This is a genomic window from Pseudocitrobacter cyperus (genome assembly GCF_039889165.1).
In the GTDB taxonomy this organism is placed as follows: Bacteria; Pseudomonadota; Gammaproteobacteria; order Enterobacterales; family Enterobacteriaceae; genus Pseudocitrobacter; species Pseudocitrobacter cyperus.
The window spans coordinates 262,588-281,722 of record NZ_JAYMYY010000005.1 but is presented as its reverse complement, the minus strand read 5'-3'; the positions used below and the strand labels follow the sequence as shown (position 1 = coordinate 281,722).

The following is a 19,135-nucleotide window of genomic DNA, read 5'->3' as shown; positions in this document are numbered from 1 at the left end:
TTTCATCAACCTGAAAAATAATACTCTCCACCACCTCATTATAAACCGTGATCTACCGCACACTTTGTTCCCCCGTAACCGAAGCGAATGTCTACGCTTTATAGATGGCCGGGTAAAACCGGGATGTAAAATGACGCCCACCGGAGGTTGCCTGCACTATGTTCAACCAGAAAATACGTAACGAAGAGTCCGAGGCCTTAGCGATAGAAGTCGAACTGTGCTACGAGGCGGATCCGTTCGAATTAAAACTGGATGAAATGCTTGATGCCGAACCGGAGCCGGAAGTTATCGAGGGCCTGCCCGCCTCCGATGCCCTGACGCCTGCCGATCGTTATCTGGAGCTATTCGAGAATGTGCAACGCGCGCATATCTTTCGCGATAGCAAAACCTTCCCCGACTGTGCGCCGAAAAAGGATCCGCTGGATATCCTGATCCACTACCGCCGCATTAAACGTAAGCCTGGGTTCGACCTGCGACGATTTGTCGAAGAGAATTTCTGGCTTCCCGAGACGCACGACAGCGAGTACATGTCAGACCCGGATAAATCCCTGAAAGAGCACATCGATACGCTCTGGCCGGTGCTGACCCGCGAACCGCAGGATCACATTCCCGGCTCATCGCTGCTGGCGCTGCCGCAGTCCTATATCGTACCCGGCGGACGGTTTAGTGAGACCTATTACTGGGACTCCTACTTCACCATGCTGGGGTTGGCAGAGAGCGGGCGCGAAGACCTGCTCAAATGTATGGCGGACAATTTCGCGTGGATGATTGAACGCTACGGCCACATTCCTAACGGTAATCGCACCTACTACCTGAGCCGCTCTCAGCCGCCGGTCTTCGCGCTGATGGTTGAGCTGTTCGAAGAGGATGGCGTGCGCGGTGCCAAACGTTATCTCGACCATCTGAAGATGGAGTACAGCTTCTGGATGGACGGTGCGGAATCGCTGATCCCCAATCAGGCCTATCGCCACGTCGTGCGCATGCCGGATGGCTCCCTGCTCAACCGCTACTGGGACGATCGTGATACGCCGCGTGACGAGTCGTGGATTGAGGACGTCGAAACCGCCAAACATTCAGGACGCCCGCCAAACGAAGTTTATCGCGATTTGCGCGCGGGTGCGGCTTCCGGCTGGGACTACTCCTCACGCTGGCTGCGCGATACCACCCGGCTGGCGAGCATTCGAACCACCCAGTTTATTCCCATCGATTTGAACGCCTTTCTGTTCAAACTGGAAAATACCATCGCGAATCTTTCCGGGTTGAAGGGAGATAAAGAGACTCAGGCGCTATTTAAACAGAAAGCCAGCGCCCGTCGGGCTGCGGTGTCGCACTACCTTTGGGATGAAGAGTGCGGTGTATTTCGCGACTATGACTGGCGGCGCGAACAACTGGCGCTGTTTTCCGCCGCCAGCGTCGTTCCGCTGTATGTCGGCATGGCGACCCATGAGCAGGCGGACAGGCTGGCGCTGGCCATACGTGCACGCCTGCTTACGCCGCGCGGTATCCTGGCAACCGAGTACGAAAGCGGTGAACAGTGGGATTACCCCAACGGCTGGGCGCCGCTACAGTGGATGGCGATCCAGGGGTTTAAACTCTATGGTCACGATGTGCTGGGCAATGAAATTGCTCATAACTGGCTGGAAACCGTGAATCACTTCTATCGCGACCACCACAAGTTAATTGAGAAATACCATATTGCCGAGGGCACACCGCGCGAAGGGGGCGGCGGGGAGTATCCATTGCAGGATGGTTTCGGCTGGACTAACGGCGTGGTACGTCGGTTGATTGGCCTTTACGGCGAACCGTAGTCTCTGCTGATGGTTCTCCCCCGTATCTACTTAATTACCGCGTAGATATCGCTTTGTATCTTCAGCCACTGCGTGTTGTGCGCTGTTGGCTGTGCGCTGGCGCGGCGGCTGGCTTTCTCCACCTCCAGCCGCTGAGCATCCACAACGGCAGGCCGGGTGCAGAACGTCTGCAAAATATCCTTGCGCTCTCCGCTTAAGGGTTCGCCCCCGGCAAGCGCATGACCGAGCGTGGTGATAAAGCGTCGACATGGTTTCGGCTCATCCATTTGCAGACGATAGCGTAACAGCAGCGCGATCACCTCGTCATGCTGCGCTGACAGTGCCTGCTCGGTCCAGGCGAGCTGCCACTCCATTCCCCCACGCATGAATAGCTGCACAACTTCAGCGTCGTTACGATCGATAGCCGACCGCAATCCGTTGATATCCCAGTTAATGCCGCGATTCGCCAGTTGTGTGCGCGGCGAATCTCGCGACGGGGCTTCTATGCCGGGCGCAGGTGTCGCCGATGCGCTGGCCGGGGTGGTAACAGGAGAAGAATTGAACATCCAGATTCCCCCAACCACCATCACCAGTACCATCACGCCCACAGCGGCCCATAATCCCGTCGAGATTAATCGCTCCCGCGCTTCCGGCGTTCGCGTTGGCCCTTTGCGCATCCGCTCAATGGCATCGTGAACAGGCTCATCATCCGCGCCGTAGAGGCGGGAAAAGTCACGTTGTTCATCCCAGAAATGTTGCACCACATTCCCGTCGGCCGACATCAGACTGGCCGGATTCACCAGTGTTCTCCCCTGCTCATAGGCTCGCTGTAAAGGCGTGGCAATCTGTCGGGCATAAATATCCAGCAACAGAAATGCCGTAGAGGAGATGGCCCGTTTGCCAACAACCGCCGCGCGAATCTGGCGAATATCCTCCAGAAAGGCGTGCAGCGTCAGACGTGGCTCGGCGAGAAGCGTCAGGTTGGTCTGGCTGTAAAACAGCGACGAATAGTCCCTTGAGAACGCTTTCTTATCAATCACCAACAGCGCCAGCTCGCTGAACTGCATACCACTGAGAATGTCGCCCCCTTCGCTGCGCGACAGCCAGCGACGGACGCGCTCTGCGCCAAACTGGAGTTTGAGATGATTATGCAGGCGGGTCGTCTCCGGCCAGACCTGCCGCACAAGCGCTGCCAGCGCCAACTGAATCATCCGTAGTTGCCGTAGCGCCAGAGCTTCAAGCTGCTCGGCGTCCGCCGCGGAATCGCTGCCGAAGGTCAGAAGCGGCTGCCGCTGGCGCACAAGCTCCAGCGCGACAACCATTCTCGCCGCAGCGATGAGTTGATTATCCGTCACCGGCTGACCCCGCTCATAGCGCGGCACGAGCTTCTGCAAATGACGGAGCTGTAAGGTAAATTCGCTGAGTTCCGCATCATTAAGGTTGAGCTTTTTGGCAACGCTCGCCCAGCCGCCAAGGTTTAATCTGGCCTGATCCAGTTGCTCCAGAAACCAGCGAGGCTCCTTTCCTTCCCCGACGCGCTGGTCGAGTAAATTAAGGATCTCAACAGACGCCTGGCGGATAACGCTCAGGCAGTGTTCAAATAATTGATGCGATGGGGTAGGCATCATCCACGTCCTTAACCAACAGCTTGCAGCTCACGATTAACCTTTCATTCTATTGTTGCAGCAAAACTCGCAGGTAATGAAATATATTGTTGATACGGCCGCACTGGCTTGCGTATTTGACCCAGGCCATCTGGCGAATAGGCGCGTTACCACACTTCCTCTACACTCGCTAACCAATTGACTAAGTGAGGAAAAAATGGCAAACACCGCCCAACAGATCAGCCCGGAAGGGTTATCGTTTATCAAACTATTCCAGGGGTTTTCTGCCGAACCTTACCTGGATGAATGTCATCTGTGGGTGGTGGGTTATGGCCATCTGATACAGGAAAATGAAACCTTCGTGCTGCCGCTGAGCCGCCAACAGGCACAGACGCTGCTGGTAGAAGATATTCACGCTTGCCAGGAGATGCTGAAACATGAGCTTCAGGTGCAATTAACCCAAAGCCAGTACGATGCGCTGGTCTCTCTCGCGCTGAGTATCGGGCCACAGACACTCGCCGGATCGGCAATACTCAGGCTAATCAATCAGCGGCGATTCCCGGAGGCGATGGCGCTCTGGCAGGCAGATATTGAGATGAATGGAATACGGGGCAACGGCCTGAACATACAGCGTCAGGCCGAATGCACGTTATTCGGAATAGCTTTGGATGGAAAGCTCACAGGCGCCGAATAACATTGCGGCCTGTGTACGATTTTTCACATCCAGACGCCGGTACAGCGATTCAAGATGCGCTTTCACCGTTCCGGCGCTGATGTTCAACGTTCGGCTAATCTCTTTATTCGACTCGCCGTTTGCCAGCAGTTCCAGAATTTCACGCTGACGATGGCTTAACATATCCAGGCCGCGCCGCTCGCTTTCATAGCCAAACGACCAGTCTCCTGGAAGGCACATTAAACCGCAGGCAGCGCTGTTAATCGCCTGAACAAACGTCTCTACGCTCTCATGGCGTGGAACAATCGCCTGCACATTCCAGGCCAGAGACTCCCTCAACCAGCCCTGCTGGCAATCGCTCGTCACAATAACCGTATATGAAAACGGAAACTGCTGCGCTTTTTCCTGTAACAACCAACTGCAAAACGATTTATCCATGTCGCCATCCAGAATAAGTAACGCATCCGGATATTCCAGCAACCGTCGCCACAGTTCATCTGCCTGACTTACGGGGTAAATATCTATTTCAGGAATATTTTCCTGCAAACTGATCTTCATTCCATGAATAAATATCGACTGCCTGTCAAACATGATTACCTGCATACTGATTCCTCATCAGAAAAGTTGACCTAACACATTGAAGTGTGAAGGGTATTACTAGCGAAGGTAAATAAGAACTCGCTGTTTGGCCTGGGCTATTCTACTGAGGGAAGTGATAATAAAAAACATTTTTATTATGAATGATTACACCCAGAGGGAGAGTATTACTTATTCATATTATTTATTACATTACACTTAAGGAAATCCTTAATATAATCTTCAGCGGGATGAATATTAATTTTCCAAAAGAATAGCGCGATGGCGGAAATAAAGAAAAGACGGTGAGAAGAGTTGAGTGTTACCAGGTGTGGAATAGCATACGTTGTTGGGTTCCCCTCACCCTAACCCTCTCCCCAAAGGGGAGAGGGAATGATTGTGCACATTGCCAATCTCTGCACAGGTTTTCGCCCTCTCCCCTTTGGGGAGAGGGCCGGGGGTGAGGGGCTCCCCCTACAAAAACATCCCCCCGGAAACCTCCACCCGCTGGGCGTTCATCCAGCCGAGCTTATCGCTCAGCAGTGCGGCAATCGCGTCGCCGATGTCATCCGGCATACCCACGCGCCCCAGCGCAGTTTGTGATGCAATGTACTGATTCACCTGTTCATTATCGCGCACGCTACCACCGCCAAAATCAGTCTCGATCGCACCGGGTGCAATGATGTTCACCGAAATACCACGCGCGCCCAGCTCTTTCGCCTGGTAGCGCGTCAGCACCTCCATCGCCCCTTTCATCGCCGCATAAGCGGAAAACCCCGGTAGCGCAAAGCGTGCGAGCCCCGTCGAAACATTAAGGATGCGCCCGCCATTTTTTATTAGCGGCAGCAGGCGCTGAGTCAGGAAAAATGGCCCCTTAAACTGGATGTTCAATAATTCATCAAATTGCGCTTCCGTCGTCTCGGCAAACGGCGCGTTGATGCCAATTCCGGCATTGTTCACTAAATAATCAAACGTGTCGCGTTGCCACGTCTCTTTCAGTGCCTGTTTCACCTGTTCAGCAAAGCGTTCAAAATCATGAATATCACTGACGTTAAGCTGTAATGCCACCGCTTTCGCGCCTGTTTGCTGAATTTCATTTACCACATCCTGCGCGGCTTGTTGCTGGCTATGGTAGGTAAAAATAATATCTGTTCCCTGGGCTGCCAGCTTCAATACGGCATTTTTACCCAGCCCACGGCTGCCGCCGGTCACTAATGCGATACGTTGCGTCATGGTAAACCTCACTTCAGATGGTTTGTGCGTTGAGAACAAGCTTATTAGGTGCTAAAAGAACAATAAATATGGTTTATTGCGCTTCACTGTCTCACTTACAACAACAATAAGGTGTCAGGATGGATAAAATTCACGCAATGCAATTGTTCATCCGCGTGGCGGAACTGGAGAGTTTTTCGCGCGCCGCCGATACCCTCGGTCTTCCTAAAGGTAGCGTATCGCGCCAGATACAGGCGCTGGAAAATCAGCTCGGCTGCCGCCTTTTGCACCGCACCACACGCCGTGTTCAGATGACGCAGGACGGGATGGTCTACTACGAACGCGCCAAAGATTTGCTCAGCAATCTGGAGGAACTCGACAGCCTGTTCCAGAGCGACCCCAGCAGCGTGAGCGGACGCCTGCGCGTGGACATGCCGGTCGGCGTTGCCAGAAACCTGGTTATCCCGCGATTACCGACATTCTTGCAGAACTACCCCGGTATTGAGCTGGAGTTGAGCAGCAGCGACCGGTTGGTTGATGTGATCCGCGAAGGGTTTGACTGTGTGGTACGCGTGGGTCATCTGAAAGATTCCGGATTAATCGCCAGGCCGCTCGGCAAGTTGACGGTGGTAAACTGCGCCAGTCCGGATTATCTGGCACGATTCGGTTATCCCGCGTCGCTGGAGGATCTCGACGATCACGCGGTGGTGCATTACGCCACCAGTCTCGGCGTGCGCCCGCAGGGGTTTGAAGTGGTGATTGATAACACCACGCGCTGGGTGAATACCGGCGGCATGCTAACGGTGAACAGCACTGAAACCTATCATGCCGCCTGCCTTGCCGGGCTCGGTATTATTCAGGTACCGCGCGTCGGAGTACGGGAAGCGTTGCGCAGCGGCAAGCTGGTAGAGATCCTGCCGCAATACCGTGCGGAGCCGATGCCGGTATCGCTGATTTATCCCCATCGCCGTAATCTGTCGCGCCGCGTGCATCTCTTTATGGAATGGTTAACTGAGGTGATGAAAGAGTACGTTGATTAGCAGAGTCTATAATTTAGTGATAGTAAACAAGAGAAAAGGAAAACCGACCTGATGACGCCGGAAAATGACGTAAAACGTCCTACTCAGGAACTGGAGCACGACCCCATCAAACCTATCGATACCGAAGAACATCGGGCACCCGAAGAGCCCGGTAAAGCCGCGCAGGCACTCAATAAAGTGACTCATACCGCGCAAAAGATTCAGCAGCAGCCGATCATCGCCCACTTGCTCCGCGCTGCCGAGCGCTTTAACGATCGTTTGGGTAATCAGTTTGGCGCAGCCATCACCTACTTTTCGTTCCTGTCGATGATCCCGATTCTGATGGTGTCGTTTGCCGCGGGGGGTTTTATCCTCGCCTCACACCCAACGCTTCTGCAGGATATCTTCGATAAAATCCTCACCAACGTCAGCGACCCGACGCTTGCTGCCACGCTAAAAAGCACCATCAATACCGCCGTGCAGCAGCGTACTACCGTCGGTTTAGTCGGGCTTGCGGTGGCGCTCTATTCCGGGGTTAACTGGATGGGCAACCTGCGCGAGGCGATTCGCGCCCAGTCGCGCGATGTCTGGGAACGCACGCCGCAGGATCAGGAGAAAATCTGGATTAAGTATCTGCGTGATTTTGTTTCGCTGATTGGCCTGCTTGTCGCTCTGATTGTCACACTGTCGATCACGTCGGTTTCCGGCGCCGCACAGCAGATGATTATTTCAGCCCTCTACCTGGACAGCATCGAATGGCTGAAACCCGCATGGCGGTTGATTGGCCTGGCCATCTCCATTTTCGCCAACTATTTGCTCTTCTTCTGGATCTTCTGGCGACTCCCACGCCATCGCCCGCGCAAAAAAGCGCTGATTCGCGGCACGTTCATCGCGGCGATTGGCTTTGAGGTGATTAAAATCATCATGACCTGGACCCTGCCTGCGCTGGTGAAATCACCTTCTGGCGCGGCATTTGGTTCGGTTCTGGGGCTGATGGCGTTCTTCTACTTCTTTGCCCGCTTAACGCTGTTCTGTGCTGCATGGATAGCCACCGCCCAGTACAAAGATGACCCGCGCATGCCGGGTAAAACCCACCGCTAAATTAAAATCGGGCTGAATGAAAATGCAAAATTTCAGCCCGATCCATCATTTCAGCAGATAAATCCAGTTGGTAACTTTTTTTTAACCAAAAACCAGTTTTATCCACTATCGTGTAAATTCTGTGAAGCATTTCATAGAAGCGATTTCGCTGGCTTAAAAACTATTCACTTTTTGCCGTTTTTTCACGCATCAACCCGGTCTGTTACAGATTGAAATGTCGATTTTGCTATGTCTAATATGGCCTTTCGTTCGCTATAAAATAAGAAAAGACTATGCAAGCTACCGCCACAACACTCGATAACGAACAAGACATCACGCCGGTTAACTCGCGCAATAAAGTTGTCGTCGCGTCACTCATCGGCACCGCCATTGAGTTCTTCGATTTCTATATTTACGCCACTGCCGCGGTCATTGTTTTCCCGCATATCTTCTTCCCGCAGGGCGACCCGGCGGCGGCGACACTCCAGTCGCTGGCGACTTTTGCCATTGCCTTCGTCGCACGCCCAATTGGCTCCGCGCTGTTCGGTCACTTCGGCGACCGCGTCGGGCGTAAAGTCACGCTGGTTGCCTCTCTACTGACGATGGGGATCTCCACCGTCATCATTGGCCTGCTGCCGGGTTATGAAAGCATTGGCATTCTGGCGCCGATGCTGCTGGCGCTGGCGCGTTTTGGTCAGGGGTTAGGGCTGGGCGGTGAATGGGGCGGCGCGGCGCTGCTGGCGACGGAAAACGCTCCGCCGCGAAAACGCGCGCTGTATGGTTCATTCCCACAACTGGGTGCGCCAATTGGCTTCTTCTTCGCTAACGGCACTTTCCTGTTGCTCTCCTGGTTACTCAGCGACGAGCAGTTTATGAGCTGGGGCTGGCGTGTGCCGTTCATCTTCTCCGCAGTACTGGTCATTATTGGCCTGTACGTGCGCGTATCGCTGCATGAAACCCCGGTATTCGCCAAAGTCGCCGCGGCGAAAAAACAGGTGAAAGTGCCGATGGGCACGCTGCTGACCAAACATATGCGCGTGACGGTTCTCGGCACCTTTATCATGCTGGCAACCTATACCCTGTTTTATATTATGACGGTTTACTCAATGAGCTATAGCACCGCTGCTGCACCGAACGGCCTGGGGCTGCCGCGTAATGAAGTGCTGTGGATGCTGATGCTGGCGGTGATCGGTTTTGGCGTGATGGTGCCGATTGCCGGGCTGCTGGCTGACCGCTTTGGTCGCCGTTCCAGCATGATTGTTATCACATCGATGATTATTCTGTTCGCTCTGTTCTTCTTCCGGCCGCTGCTGGGTTCCGGTGAGCCATCGCTGATTATGCTGTTCCTGTTGATCGGCCTGAGCCTGATGGGGCTGACCTTTGGCCCGATGGGCGCGCTGCTGCCGGAGCTGTTCCCGACGGAAGTGCGTTATACCGGGGCGTCTTTCTCCTATAACGTGTCGTCGATTCTTGGCGCATCGGTTGCGCCGTATATCGCGGCCTGGTTACAGGGCAGCTACGGGTTGTACTACGTAGGCGTCTATCTGGCAGCGATGGCGGCGTTGACGCTGATTGCGCTGCTGCTGACCCATGAGACGAAGCATCAGGCGTTGTAAAACATGCCCCCTCACCCTAACCCTCTCCCGCCGGGAGAGGGAACCGATGGTGCCAATAGCGAGGCATGTGCGGTTTTCTCCCTCTCCCTGTAGGAGAGGGCCGGGGTGAGGGCACCAGCGCGCACCATCCAACATCAATGCTTCATCTGTGACAAAATGGTCTGGCACTGATTTGCATCCCCTTCTGACGGCGAAATCAACGCCAGCAGCGCCGCCGCTGGCGTGACGAGCGTCGCCAGCGCCGCAGCCACCGCGCCACGGGCAATCAATGGCCCGGCTTTCACCCCCGCCTGCGGGTTCTTAAAGCTGCCGCGCACATACAGCGGTGAGCGCAGGGTGATGATACGAATCCCCTTACTTTCCGGGTCAATCGTCAAATCAAGCTGCTCAGAGGCAAAGCTGGCTGTACCGGTCACATTAATCAGCGCGTTTTCCGTATCAAAGGCAAAAATCTGTGGACGCGCCACGCCGTTGACAATATCGAGATTCGCCGCCGCACAGTTTACCCGCACTTCATCGTCGCCGAAGATTTGCCCGACGATAAAGTTACCCACGTTGAGCCCAACGATCTCCATCAGGTTACGGCTAATCAGGCCATCATTCATCAGCAGCTTCAGGTTGCCATTACTGTTGCCGAGCAATGCCGCCACCGAATTTCCGGTGCCGCGGAACTGCGCATCACCGTTCATTTCACCGAGCGTTTTTTGCATCAGCTCGACGTTGGGCATCAGTTCTTTCAGCTTCAGGCGACGCGCCTGAATATCCGCCTGTCCGCGCATCGGTTTGCGGTCGCCTTCCAGGTGAATATTGCCGCTGATGGTGCCACCCGCCAGCCCCAGTTTGATCGGTTGTAAACGCAGATCCGCATTTTTCAGGATGATATGGGTGGAGAGATCGCTTATTGGCAGCGTGCTGCCATGCTCGATGCGTCGCCCTTTAAAGCGTACATCCGCGTCCATCACATTCCATTTATCCGTTTCGAAACGGTCGTAAGGCAACACTTTATCGGCTGGCTGTATTGTCGATTCCCCCTTACGCGCCTCCGAATTTTTCGCTTTCTGCGCGCCCTTCCCTGAATCGACGCCGATAAGCGGGCCTAAATCTGCCAACCGTAGCTGGCGCGACTCCAGGTCGCCCTCAAGCTTAGGCCTCGGTTTCCCGGTGGTGTAGGTCAGCGAACCGTGGATATCGCTGTCGCCGATACGCCCGTTAAAATTACGATAGTCAAAGACTGAGGAGGTTTCGCTATCAATTTTTGCTTTCAGCCGACCATCCGTCTCAAACGGCGGCGTATCGGGCAGCAGCACGCCAGTGAGATCGTAGAGATCGCTCAGGGAATCACCGGAGAATTTGAGCTGAAGATCGACTCCGCCCATTTTCATTGGATCATTCACCGCACCGACAAACGCCACCCGCGTATTGCCAGATCGGAAATCGGCCTGCACCGGGAAAGGCTGTCCGTCACCACGCAGCGCCAGCATGCCGCCAATTTTACCGGTACCGGTAAGCGGCTCGCCACGATAGCGCCCCTGCGCTTTCAGACCGAAAACATAATCCCCGGCCTTTGCGTTATCCCCCTCTCCTTTGCTGCCCGTGACTTCACTGAACGGTAACGGCTTGCCCAGCGGATCAACCAGGATCTCAATCGCCGCCTGACTCACTTTGTCATCCACGGTAATACGCCCGCGATCAAACAGAATGTTATCCAGACGGAACGACCACGCCGAAGGCTGGGCGTTTTTCTCGTCCTTGCCATCACCGATGGTAAAAGTCCAGTTGTTGTTCTTCTCAGAGAGTCGGATCAGGCGCGCATCTGGCTGTTCCAGTTTGATCCACGGCAGCCAGACGGTTTTGGTGAGCAGCGCCAGCGGAGCCAGCGTGGCTTCTACACGCGGGAGATGCACCATAGTGACGTCCGGGATATCCGGCGGGTTGCCCAGCATGATGTCTTCAGCATGCACATGCGGCCAGGGTATCCAGCTACGCCAGCCGGTTTCCTGTTTTTGACGCTCCCACACCACGCCAAGATCGCCGCGTATGGCAAAAGGCCGATGCAGCTCTGCAGAGACTTTTTCGTTGATGGTTGGCTTCAGTCGGTTCCAGTCGAAGGTCGCAATAATAACCAACAGCAGGATAATCAGGGAGACTAATACCCCTGCGGTGATGGCAATCGCCTTGCTTAATTTCGTCACGCTCGCTCCTTTTGTGAAATTCCTCACCTCTCATAAAGATAGCTGAGGGAGAAGAGAGCGGTAAAATTCAGGAAAATGCAATCACCACATCATCAAGGGTTTTCATCGGCACCGGGCGGGAAAGAAAGTAGCCCTGGGCGGCAAACGCGGGTGACTCCTGTACATCCTGCCACTCCTCTTCCGTTTCGACGCCTTCCACGATAACGCCGCGGCAGTACCGGTTCATCAATTGCAGCAGCAGGGTGAAAAGGTTTCGCCCCTCGGGGGTTTTACGCAACATGACGAAGAGATCGCGGGCCACTTTGATGTAGTCGTAGCGCACTTCGCTCAGCGACGAGAAGTTCGCCATGCCGGTGCCAAAATCATCGAGCCACAGCGGGCCAAACTCGCAGATTGATGCATACGAAGACTCCTGCGGCAGGCGCGTATGCTCGACCAGTTCGAAACGCAGCCAGTCGATCGGCTCAATCAGCGCTTTAAGCGCGGGATCCTGACGCATTGCCATCAGCGTGGGGCCGTCGACATTTACCGATGCAAGGATTTGATTTTGAATAAAAAAACTCTGTTTCAAAACCAACATTTGTAACTGTTCTTTTAATACCGTAATACGTTGGCTGACGGGAACCTCAGAGAAATAACGGTCGGGAGCAATGCGTTGGTGCGGATGAGCAGGGTGTGTCACCACCGTGAGGATTTCAATCGCCATCAGGCGACCTTCGATGGTGTAGATGGGCTGGTAAGTGTAGACGCGTTCACACTCCAGCCAGTAGCGCTGCGTTTGCAAACCCGCGATACCTGGCGCAGGAATGCTCAACTGCGGGATGACCGACGTTAACTTCATTTCAGCTTCCTGTTAGAGGGTCGAATGGAACTCGTCAGAAGGTTATCGGCGGCGAAATGGAGAACTTTATACGCAAAAATTTACGCTAACACGCGCTAGCTCAAAAAATTAATGGAACGTTGTTTTAATATAGTTGACCACTAAAACAGCGCAGCGCACACTAGCGCTAATATTCCGATTCAGATCAGGTTCACGACTATGTCTAAAAAAATTGCCGTGATTGGCGAATGCATGATTGAGCTGTCCGAGAAAGGCGCAGACGTTACCCGCGGCTTCGGCGGCGATACGTTAAATACCTCTGTTTATATCGCACGCCAGGTTGATGCCGCCGCGCTGCATGTTGATTACGTCACTGCGCTGGGCACCGATACTTTCAGCCAGCAAATGCTTGACGCATGGACAGCAGAAAACGTCGGAACCGGTTTGATTCAGCGAATGAACAACCGTATGCCGGGTCTCTACTACATCGAAACTGATGAAACGGGCGAACGCACGTTCTACTACTGGCGTAATGAAGCCGCCGCTAAATTCTGGCTGGAGAGCGAAGAAGCCGCCACAATTTGTGAAGAGCTGGCCACCTTTGACTATCTCTATCTGAGCGGTATCAGCCTGGCGATTTTAAGCCCGACAAGCCGCGAAAAATTGCTCTCTCTGCTGCGTGAATGCCGCGCCAACGGCGGGAAAGTTATTTTTGACAACAATTACCGTCCGCGTCTGTGGGCCAGCAAAGAAGAGACGCAACAGGTTTACCAGCAGATGCTGGAATGCACGGATATCGCCTTCCTGACGCTGGATGACGAAGACGCGCTGTGGGGCGAGAAGCCGGTTGAAGAGGTGATTGCCCGTACTCATGCGGCTGGCGTGCAGGAAGTGGTGGTCAAACGCGGCGCCGACTCCTGCCTGGTGGCGATTGTTGGGCAACCGCTCCTTGATGTTCCGGCGGTGAAACTGCCGAAAGAGAAAGTGGTGGATACCACGGCGGCGGGGGATTCCTTCAGCGCGGGCTACCTGGCGGTGCGTTTAACCGGCGGCGATGCCGAAGCGGCAGCGAAGCGCGGCCACCAGACTGCCAGCACCGTGATTCAGTATCGCGGCGCGATTATCCCGCGTGAGGCGATGCCGGCTTAAGGGCGAACCCCTTACCCCTCACCCTAACCCTCTCCCCATAGGGGAGAGGGAACAGATCGAGCACAAAGCGTAAATATTGCACCAAACATCACCCTCTCCCCTATGGGGAGAGGGCAGGGTGAGGGGTGAGGGTTGTGTTACTGTGGCGGAATATCCGACACTTCCTGACGCACATCATCACCGCTGACCGGTTCAGCCGTCGCGGTTGCTGCCATCACTTTATCCCAGGCGGCCTTCAGTTCTTTCATGTTGTGCTCTGGCTCACCGGTTGGCTGCTGTAAAATCAGCGCCATATCCTGCGACAGTTGCCCGCGCAAATCCTGGTTCACCATGTCAAGCGTCAACGATTCGAGGAAGTTCTGGCGGAGCTGCTGATACTGCTCCGGCGCGATATCAACAACCTGATTTTGCAACGAGCGCATACGTTGACTCATCAGCACATCCGTATCGGTGCGCGCATAGGTCGCAAACAGCTTTTGCAGTTCGAGTTTTTTCTGCGCTATCAGCGCGTCAAACTCTTCGACAGGCAGGCCGTTATCACGTACTTCAGCCAGCTCTTTGGCGACCACACCGAGATTGCCATTGAGCTTCTCGCCCGGCGAATCCAGGTTGATAGAACACTGCGCGCGCAGATACAGCACCCGGCAATCGAAGCCCAGCGCAATGTCTTTCGCGTTGTTTTTGCTCAGCTTCTGCTGAACATGCCAGAACAGCGCTTCGCGCGCGAGGTCGGCACGCCAGTAGCGTAACATCGCCGCAGACTCGCGAATCGGTTGCCATGGGGTATCCCACATCAGCGACAGGCGATCCTGCTTAATGTTATTGCTCATGATGCTGACCGCTTCCGGGCGCAGCGGTGAAAGCGTCGGCACAGCCGCCGGCGTTTCACGTTTTCCTTTCAGTTCCCCGAAGGTTTTGTTGATTTGTTCCGCTACTGTGCGGCTATCGACATTACCAACCACAATCAGCGTCATGGCGTCCGGCGTGTACCATTTCTGGTAGAACGCCTTCACCTGCTCGGCATCCACCGGGCGTTTCAGCGGCTCGGCTGGGTCGTGCCCCAGCATAGTGGAACCTTTCAGACGGTAGCGCCACCAGCCATCTTTCGTATCCTGCGGCCAGGTGGCGACCATATCCTGGGTATTGATGGCATGCTCCACCGTCTCTGGCGTAATGGATACATTACCGCCCGCGCTGGCAAGCCACGAGAGAGACTCTTTCAGTAAGTCCGTGCGGTTATTCGGCAGGCTTAAATTGAAGTGAGTGTAATCATAGGAAACGATTGCCGGCGGTAGCGGCCGTTTCGGGTCGATGCCCTGCTGCCACAATGAGCGAGCCTGCATCGGTTGTAAGCTTCCGCTTTGCGTCAGCGCAATACGGGGAATGAGATGGCTATAGCCAGTTTGCTGCGCACTCTCAGAGAGCGAGCCGATATTCACCACCAGCCGGATTTCAACGCGGTCGCTGGGACGCTGAGGCGTGGAAAGAACCTGCCACTGAAAACCATTAGCCAGGGTACCCTGTTGCCAGGCGGGATCGGGCTGTAGCGCCTCTGCCTGCACATAACCCGCTGTTGCCATCATCAGCAAACTGCCAGCTAAGAGTCGAATTTTTGTGCCCTGCATGTGAACCCCTGATGAACGTTCCTGGTTACAAAGGCAATCCACACGTCGTGGTTGCCTAAAAGAATGTCGTAAACACGTCTGTTTGACCACACGATCGTCAAAACGTCACATCGCTACGAAAAATAATGTCTTACGATAGCATGACGTCGATGCATGCAATAAGCAACGCCGCCTAATTATGCGCAGGAGCCCACACTCCAGCAAGGGAGTGCGGGCTTAAGTTGAGGATTTAAGAGGATAATTCGTGCGATTTATTGGCCGGAGTACGATTATTCAGCACATCATCCAGTTGTTGCTGGTCAAGTTGCTTAACGCGTTTCGCGACCACAATCGTCGCCACGCCGTTACCAATCAGGTTAGTCAGGGCGCGCGCTTCCGACATAAAGCGGTCGATACCCAGAATCAGGGCCAGGCCCGCGACCGGTAAATGCCCAACGGCGGAGATAGTTGCCGCGAGCACGATGAACCCGCTCCCGGTGACACCCGCCGCCCCTTTAGAGGAGAGGAGCAGCACGACTAACAGAGTGATTTGATGGAAAATATCCATGTGGCTGTTCGTCGCCTGGGCGATAAACACCGCCGCCATCGTCAGGTAAATGGACGTGCCATCCAGGTTAAACGAGTATCCTGTCGGAATAACCAGCCCCACCACCGATTTCTTGCACCCCAGTTTCTCCATCTTATCCAGCATACGCGGCAGCGCCGACTCTGAGGAAGATGTACCCAGTACAATCAGCAATTCTTCACGAATATAGCGGATGAACTTGAAGATGCTGAACCCTGTCGCTTTGGCGATAGAACCGAGTACCAGCACCACGAACAGAATACAGGTGATGTAGAAGCAGATGATCAACTGGCCAAGTTGCACCAGGGTGCCCACACCGTATTTACCGATGGTGAAGGCCATTGCCCCGAAAGCCCCTATCGGCGCCAGGCGCATGATCATGTTGATGATGCCAAAGATAACCTGCGAGAAGCTCTCAATGACGTTAAAAATGAGTTGCCCTTTACTGCCAAGACGGTGCAATGCAAAACCAAACAGCACCGCAAACAGCAGCACCTGGAGGATGTTGCCGCTGGCAAACGCGCCAATCACGCTTGAGGGGATCACATCCAGCAAGAAGGCGACAATGCCCTGATCCTTCGCCTGTTCAGCGTATACCGCAACCGCGCCCGCATCCAGGCTCGCCGGGTCAACGTTCATACCCGCGCCGGGTTGCACCACGTTAACAATCACCAGGCCGATAATCAGCGCAATGGTGCTCACCACTTCGAAGTAGAGTAGCGCCACCGCACCGGTGCGCCCTACCGCCTTCATGCTTTCCATACCGGCGATGCCGGTGACGACGGTACAGAAGATAACCGGTGCGATAATCATTTTAATCAGCTTAACGAACGCGTCGCCAAGCGGTTTCATTTGTGCACCTAACTCAGGGTAATAGTGGCCCAACAGCACACCGATAACGATGGCTGTCAGAACCTGCACATAGAGGCTTTTGAAGAAAGAGGTTTTCATAGGATGTCCTTAAGATAAAACCACAAACCAGGTAGGGGATTACCCAACTTGTGACCTCAAAATAACACCCACGAAACATAACTGAAATATTTATAGCTGCATTTGCAACTGAATTGTTAAAAACCTTGAGCTACTTCGCACAACGGCTCACTCATTTTCAACCCGGTTGCACCGTGATATTGGGCAGGTAATCCTGCTCAAAGACCTCAGGGGAAACAGCGCGCGCAAAGAGGAAACCTTGCAGGACATCAACCTGCTCCGATTTCAGCCACTCGTACTGCTCCTGTGTTTCAACGCCTTCCGCCACCAGTCGCAGATGCAGGCTACGCGCTAACTGGATAATCGCCGCCACCATGCAGGCGTCTTCCGGCAGAGTGTCGACAAACAGCTTATCGATTTTCAGGATATCCACCGGCAGCGACTTCATATGCTGCAACTGCTGAAGCCCGGCGTAACCCATGCCAAAATCATCCAGCGCAATACGCACGCCGGCGTTGCGCAGCGGGCGCAGAATCGCCACCGCGGCTTTCGGATCGTCAATGCTGCGGCTTTCTGTCACTTCCAGCACCAGCGTTCCCGGCGCGATACGATAACGTTCAAGCAGCGCCAGCATATCCGGCACCATCTTATGGTGCATCAGTTGCAGCGCCGAGAGATTGACCGACAGCGGCAGCATAATGCCGCGCTTCTGCCACGCCGACAGTAACCGACAGGCCTCTTCCAGCACCCAATGCCCCACCGTCACCATCAGCCCACAGGACTCAATCGTTTCAATCAGGTCATTGGGAAGTTCCCATTCGCCATTGACCTGCTGCTGACGAAGCAGGACTTCCGCGCTGCACACTTTGCCGGTCGCGGTGTCGAATTGCGGCTGTAGCCAGACCGCGAACTGATGATGATCCAGCGCCGAGAGAATATCGCTCTCCTGGGTCAGGCGTTTCTGCGCTTTCTCCATCTGCTCAGGGTCAAAAAACTCAATCTGATTTTTACCCTTGCGGCGGGCGCTGAAGGCAGCCGAAATAGCGCGACGGTAGAGTTGCTCCGCACTCAGGCCGCCTTCAAACATCGCAATACCGATGCTGGCCGTCGGGCGAAGCTGAATGCCCTGCAACGGCAGGCGTTCATTCACGACAGTGAGTACTTGCTGACCTAATGTGATGGCATGCCACGGTTCGGTCACGCCTTCAGCCAGAATGGCGAAATCATAGGCGCTGACCTGCGCCAGCACCATGCGTGGTGAAATCACCTGTTTCAACTTCTCGACCAGCGTCAGCAGCAACATTTCACGCTGCTCTTCCTTCAGCACGCCTGCCGTATCCTGAAGGGTTTCGCAGGCGACCATAACTAATGCCGTGGTTTTATTCTGGCTAACAGTCTGCTCAAGCAGAGCCAGTAAGAAGGCTTTGTTGGGGAGTTCCGACACCGGGAAGCGGGTCGAGCGGCTGCAAAGTTCGTCGTACTGGCGCAGGGCAAGCTGTTGGTGACGGTTGTAGCTGCGCACCATTTTGCCAATCTCATCATCATGGTGCAGGCGCGGCAGCGATAGCTGGTGCCCGACACGCTCTTCCGGTGAGATATCGTTCAGTTCATTGGCGATAGTGCGCAACGGGCGCACGATCAAACGGTTAATGCTCCACGTCAGCGCAACGGTGAGGATCAGCACCAAAAGTAAGTAAGCAGTCACTAACGTCGCAAGGGCGCTCATCACGAATTTATACATCCGATAGGAATCGGATTGCAGCACCAGATAGGCCAGTGGCTGCGGGTTAGCGGGCCGTTCCAGCGAATAGAGCGGCAGCGATATCTGCACCGGCAGTTCAAAGATACGGGTGATCATCACCGGTACCGGGCGTTCAGGGATAAAGCTCATGCGAAGCGCCTGAAACTGATTAGGCAGGACGACATCGGCCCGGCTGACAATCCCTGACGGCTGGATACGCCCCAGAATCGTCTCGGCTTCCGGGATATCAGCTTTGAGTATCGCCGCAGAGAGGGGCTGGCGAACGGAGCGGGCAATACTTTCTAATTGCGTGGCGGTGTTATAGCGATTTTGCTGCACAAAATGGAACAGCAGAATGAAACAAAAGACAAACACGAACACCATGGTTACACCTGCAACCATTGCCATTTGTTTGATTGTAAGTGAACGGCTAACGCGCAAAAGGATTCTCCACTAATACTTAACGCACTGCCCGTCATTGAGAATAACGAGGTCGATGACAAAGTCAAAAGATGACCGAAAAGGTACAGGCCGACAAAAACGACA

14 protein-coding genes are annotated in these 19,135 nt (G+C 54.4%); 6 read left to right on the top strand and 8 right to left on the bottom strand.

Annotated features, from left to right (window positions below; all coding sequences use genetic code 11):
* Positions 1-158 precede the first annotated feature (158 nt).
* Positions 159-1,808 (top strand): alpha,alpha-trehalase, encoded by a 1,650-nt coding sequence (locus VSR74_RS17165; RefSeq protein ID WP_347795832.1) that lies wholly within the window; start codon positions 159-161, stop codon positions 1,806-1,808.
* A 26-nt stretch (positions 1,809-1,834) separates the two neighbouring features.
* Here VSR74_RS17165 and VSR74_RS17160 read toward each other — a convergent pair whose 3' ends face one another.
* Positions 1,835-3,415, bottom strand: a complete 1,581-nt coding sequence (locus VSR74_RS17160; protein WP_347795831.1) for an STY4199 family HEPN domain-containing protein — start codon at positions 3,413-3,415, stop codon at positions 1,835-1,837.
* A 193-nt stretch (positions 3,416-3,608) separates the two neighbouring features.
* Between VSR74_RS17160 and VSR74_RS17155 the strand changes: the two genes are divergently transcribed.
* Complete coding sequence (locus VSR74_RS17155; RefSeq protein ID WP_347795830.1) at positions 3,609-4,085, top strand: lysozyme; 477 nt, start codon at positions 3,609-3,611, stop codon at positions 4,083-4,085.
* On the opposite strand, the gene VSR74_RS17150 is transcribed toward VSR74_RS17155, so the two are convergent.
* Together VSR74_RS17150 and VSR74_RS17145 are read right to left on the bottom strand one after the other, a co-directional pair.
* Entirely contained in the window at positions 4,041-4,667 is a 627-nt protein-coding gene (locus VSR74_RS17150; RefSeq protein WP_347795829.1) for a response regulator transcription factor, read from the bottom strand. The genes VSR74_RS17155 and VSR74_RS17150 overlap by 45 nt on opposite strands.
* Before the next feature lie 447 nt (positions 4,668-5,114).
* Positions 5,115-5,873 carry an SDR family NAD(P)-dependent oxidoreductase gene (locus VSR74_RS17145; RefSeq protein WP_347795828.1) on the bottom strand — a complete coding sequence of 253 codons (759 nt, stop codon included), beginning with the start codon at positions 5,871-5,873 and terminating at the stop codon, positions 5,115-5,117.
* A 119-nt stretch (positions 5,874-5,992) separates the two neighbouring features.
* On the opposite strand from VSR74_RS17145, the gene VSR74_RS17140 reads away from it, so the two are divergent.
* The 3 genes from VSR74_RS17140 to VSR74_RS17130 all read left to right on the top strand — a co-directional run bounded on the left by VSR74_RS17140 (position 5,993) and on the right by VSR74_RS17130 (position 9,567).
* Complete coding sequence (locus VSR74_RS17140) at positions 5,993-6,892, top strand: LysR family transcriptional regulator (protein ID WP_347795827.1); 900 nt, start codon at positions 5,993-5,995, stop codon at positions 6,890-6,892.
* A gap of 51 nt (positions 6,893-6,943) precedes the next feature.
* The gene (yhjD, locus tag VSR74_RS17135; RefSeq protein WP_347795826.1) at positions 6,944-7,972 is read left to right on the top strand and encodes an inner membrane protein YhjD; all 1,029 of its coding nucleotides are present in this window, start codon (positions 6,944-6,946) and stop codon (positions 7,970-7,972) included.
* Between the two features lie 272 nt (positions 7,973-8,244).
* Complete coding sequence (locus VSR74_RS17130; RefSeq protein ID WP_347795825.1) at positions 8,245-9,567, top strand: MFS transporter; 1,323 nt, start codon at positions 8,245-8,247, stop codon at positions 9,565-9,567.
* Positions 9,568-9,701: 134 nt separating this feature from the next.
* Here VSR74_RS17130 and VSR74_RS17125 read toward each other — a convergent pair whose 3' ends face one another.
* Both VSR74_RS17125 and pdeH read right to left on the bottom strand, forming a co-directional pair.
* Entirely contained in the window at positions 9,702-11,738 is a 2,037-nt protein-coding gene (locus tag VSR74_RS17125; RefSeq protein WP_411914265.1) for an AsmA family protein, read from the bottom strand.
* Positions 11,739-11,826: 88 nt separating this feature from the next.
* A complete protein-coding gene (pdeH, locus tag VSR74_RS17120) occupies positions 11,827-12,600 on the bottom strand; it encodes a cyclic-guanylate-specific phosphodiesterase (RefSeq protein WP_347795823.1) in 774 nt (257 codons plus the stop codon).
* Positions 12,601-12,798: 198 nt separating this feature from the next.
* Between pdeH and kdgK the strand changes: the two genes are divergently transcribed.
* Positions 12,799-13,728 carry a 2-dehydro-3-deoxygluconokinase gene (gene kdgK, locus VSR74_RS17115; RefSeq protein WP_347795822.1) on the top strand — a complete coding sequence of 310 codons (930 nt, stop codon included), beginning with the start codon at positions 12,799-12,801 and terminating at the stop codon, positions 13,726-13,728.
* Positions 13,729-13,865: 137 nt separating this feature from the next.
* On the opposite strand, the gene VSR74_RS17110 is transcribed toward kdgK, so the two are convergent.
* From VSR74_RS17110 to hmsP, 3 genes are all read right to left on the bottom strand, one after another.
* On the bottom strand, positions 13,866-15,353 hold the full coding sequence (locus VSR74_RS17110; RefSeq protein WP_347795821.1) for a M16 family metallopeptidase: 1,488 nt from the start codon (positions 15,351-15,353) through the stop codon (positions 13,866-13,868).
* 229 nt (positions 15,354-15,582) lie between these two features.
* On the bottom strand, positions 15,583-16,869 hold the full coding sequence (locus tag VSR74_RS17105; protein ID WP_347795820.1) for a dicarboxylate/amino acid:cation symporter: 1,287 nt from the start codon (positions 16,867-16,869) through the stop codon (positions 15,583-15,585).
* A 157-nt stretch (positions 16,870-17,026) separates the two neighbouring features.
* Entirely contained in the window at positions 17,027-19,030 is a 2,004-nt protein-coding gene (gene hmsP, locus VSR74_RS17100; protein WP_347795819.1) for a biofilm formation regulator HmsP, read from the bottom strand.
* Between the last annotated feature and the right edge of the window lie 105 nt (positions 19,031-19,135).

Bases quoted from the DNA above. Each gene is read 5' to 3' on its own strand.
- VSR74_RS17165 (WP_347795832.1), top strand. From the start codon at position 159: ATGTTCAACCAGAAAATACGTAACGAAGAGTCCGAGGCCTTAGCGATA.
- VSR74_RS17160 (WP_347795831.1), bottom strand. From the start codon at position 3,415: ATGATGCCTACCCCATCGCATCAATTATTTGAACACTGCCTGAGCGTT.
- VSR74_RS17155 (WP_347795830.1), top strand. From the start codon at position 3,609: ATGGCAAACACCGCCCAACAGATCAGCCCGGAAGGGTTATCGTTTATC.
- VSR74_RS17150 (WP_347795829.1), bottom strand. From the start codon at position 4,667: ATGCAGGTAATCATGTTTGACAGGCAGTCGATATTTATTCATGGAATG.
- VSR74_RS17145 (WP_347795828.1), bottom strand. From the start codon at position 5,873: ATGACGCAACGTATCGCATTAGTGACCGGCGGCAGCCGTGGGCTGGGT.
- VSR74_RS17140 (WP_347795827.1), top strand. From the start codon at position 5,993: ATGGATAAAATTCACGCAATGCAATTGTTCATCCGCGTGGCGGAACTG.
- yhjD (WP_347795826.1), top strand. From the start codon at position 6,944: ATGACGCCGGAAAATGACGTAAAACGTCCTACTCAGGAACTGGAGCAC.
- VSR74_RS17130 (WP_347795825.1), top strand. From the start codon at position 8,245: ATGCAAGCTACCGCCACAACACTCGATAACGAACAAGACATCACGCCG.
- pdeH (WP_347795823.1), bottom strand. From the start codon at position 12,600: ATGAAGTTAACGTCGGTCATCCCGCAGTTGAGCATTCCTGCGCCAGGT.
- kdgK (WP_347795822.1), top strand. From the start codon at position 12,799: ATGTCTAAAAAAATTGCCGTGATTGGCGAATGCATGATTGAGCTGTCC.
- VSR74_RS17110 (WP_347795821.1), bottom strand. From the start codon at position 15,353: ATGCAGGGCACAAAAATTCGACTCTTAGCTGGCAGTTTGCTGATGATG.
- VSR74_RS17105 (WP_347795820.1), bottom strand. From the start codon at position 16,869: ATGAAAACCTCTTTCTTCAAAAGCCTCTATGTGCAGGTTCTGACAGCC.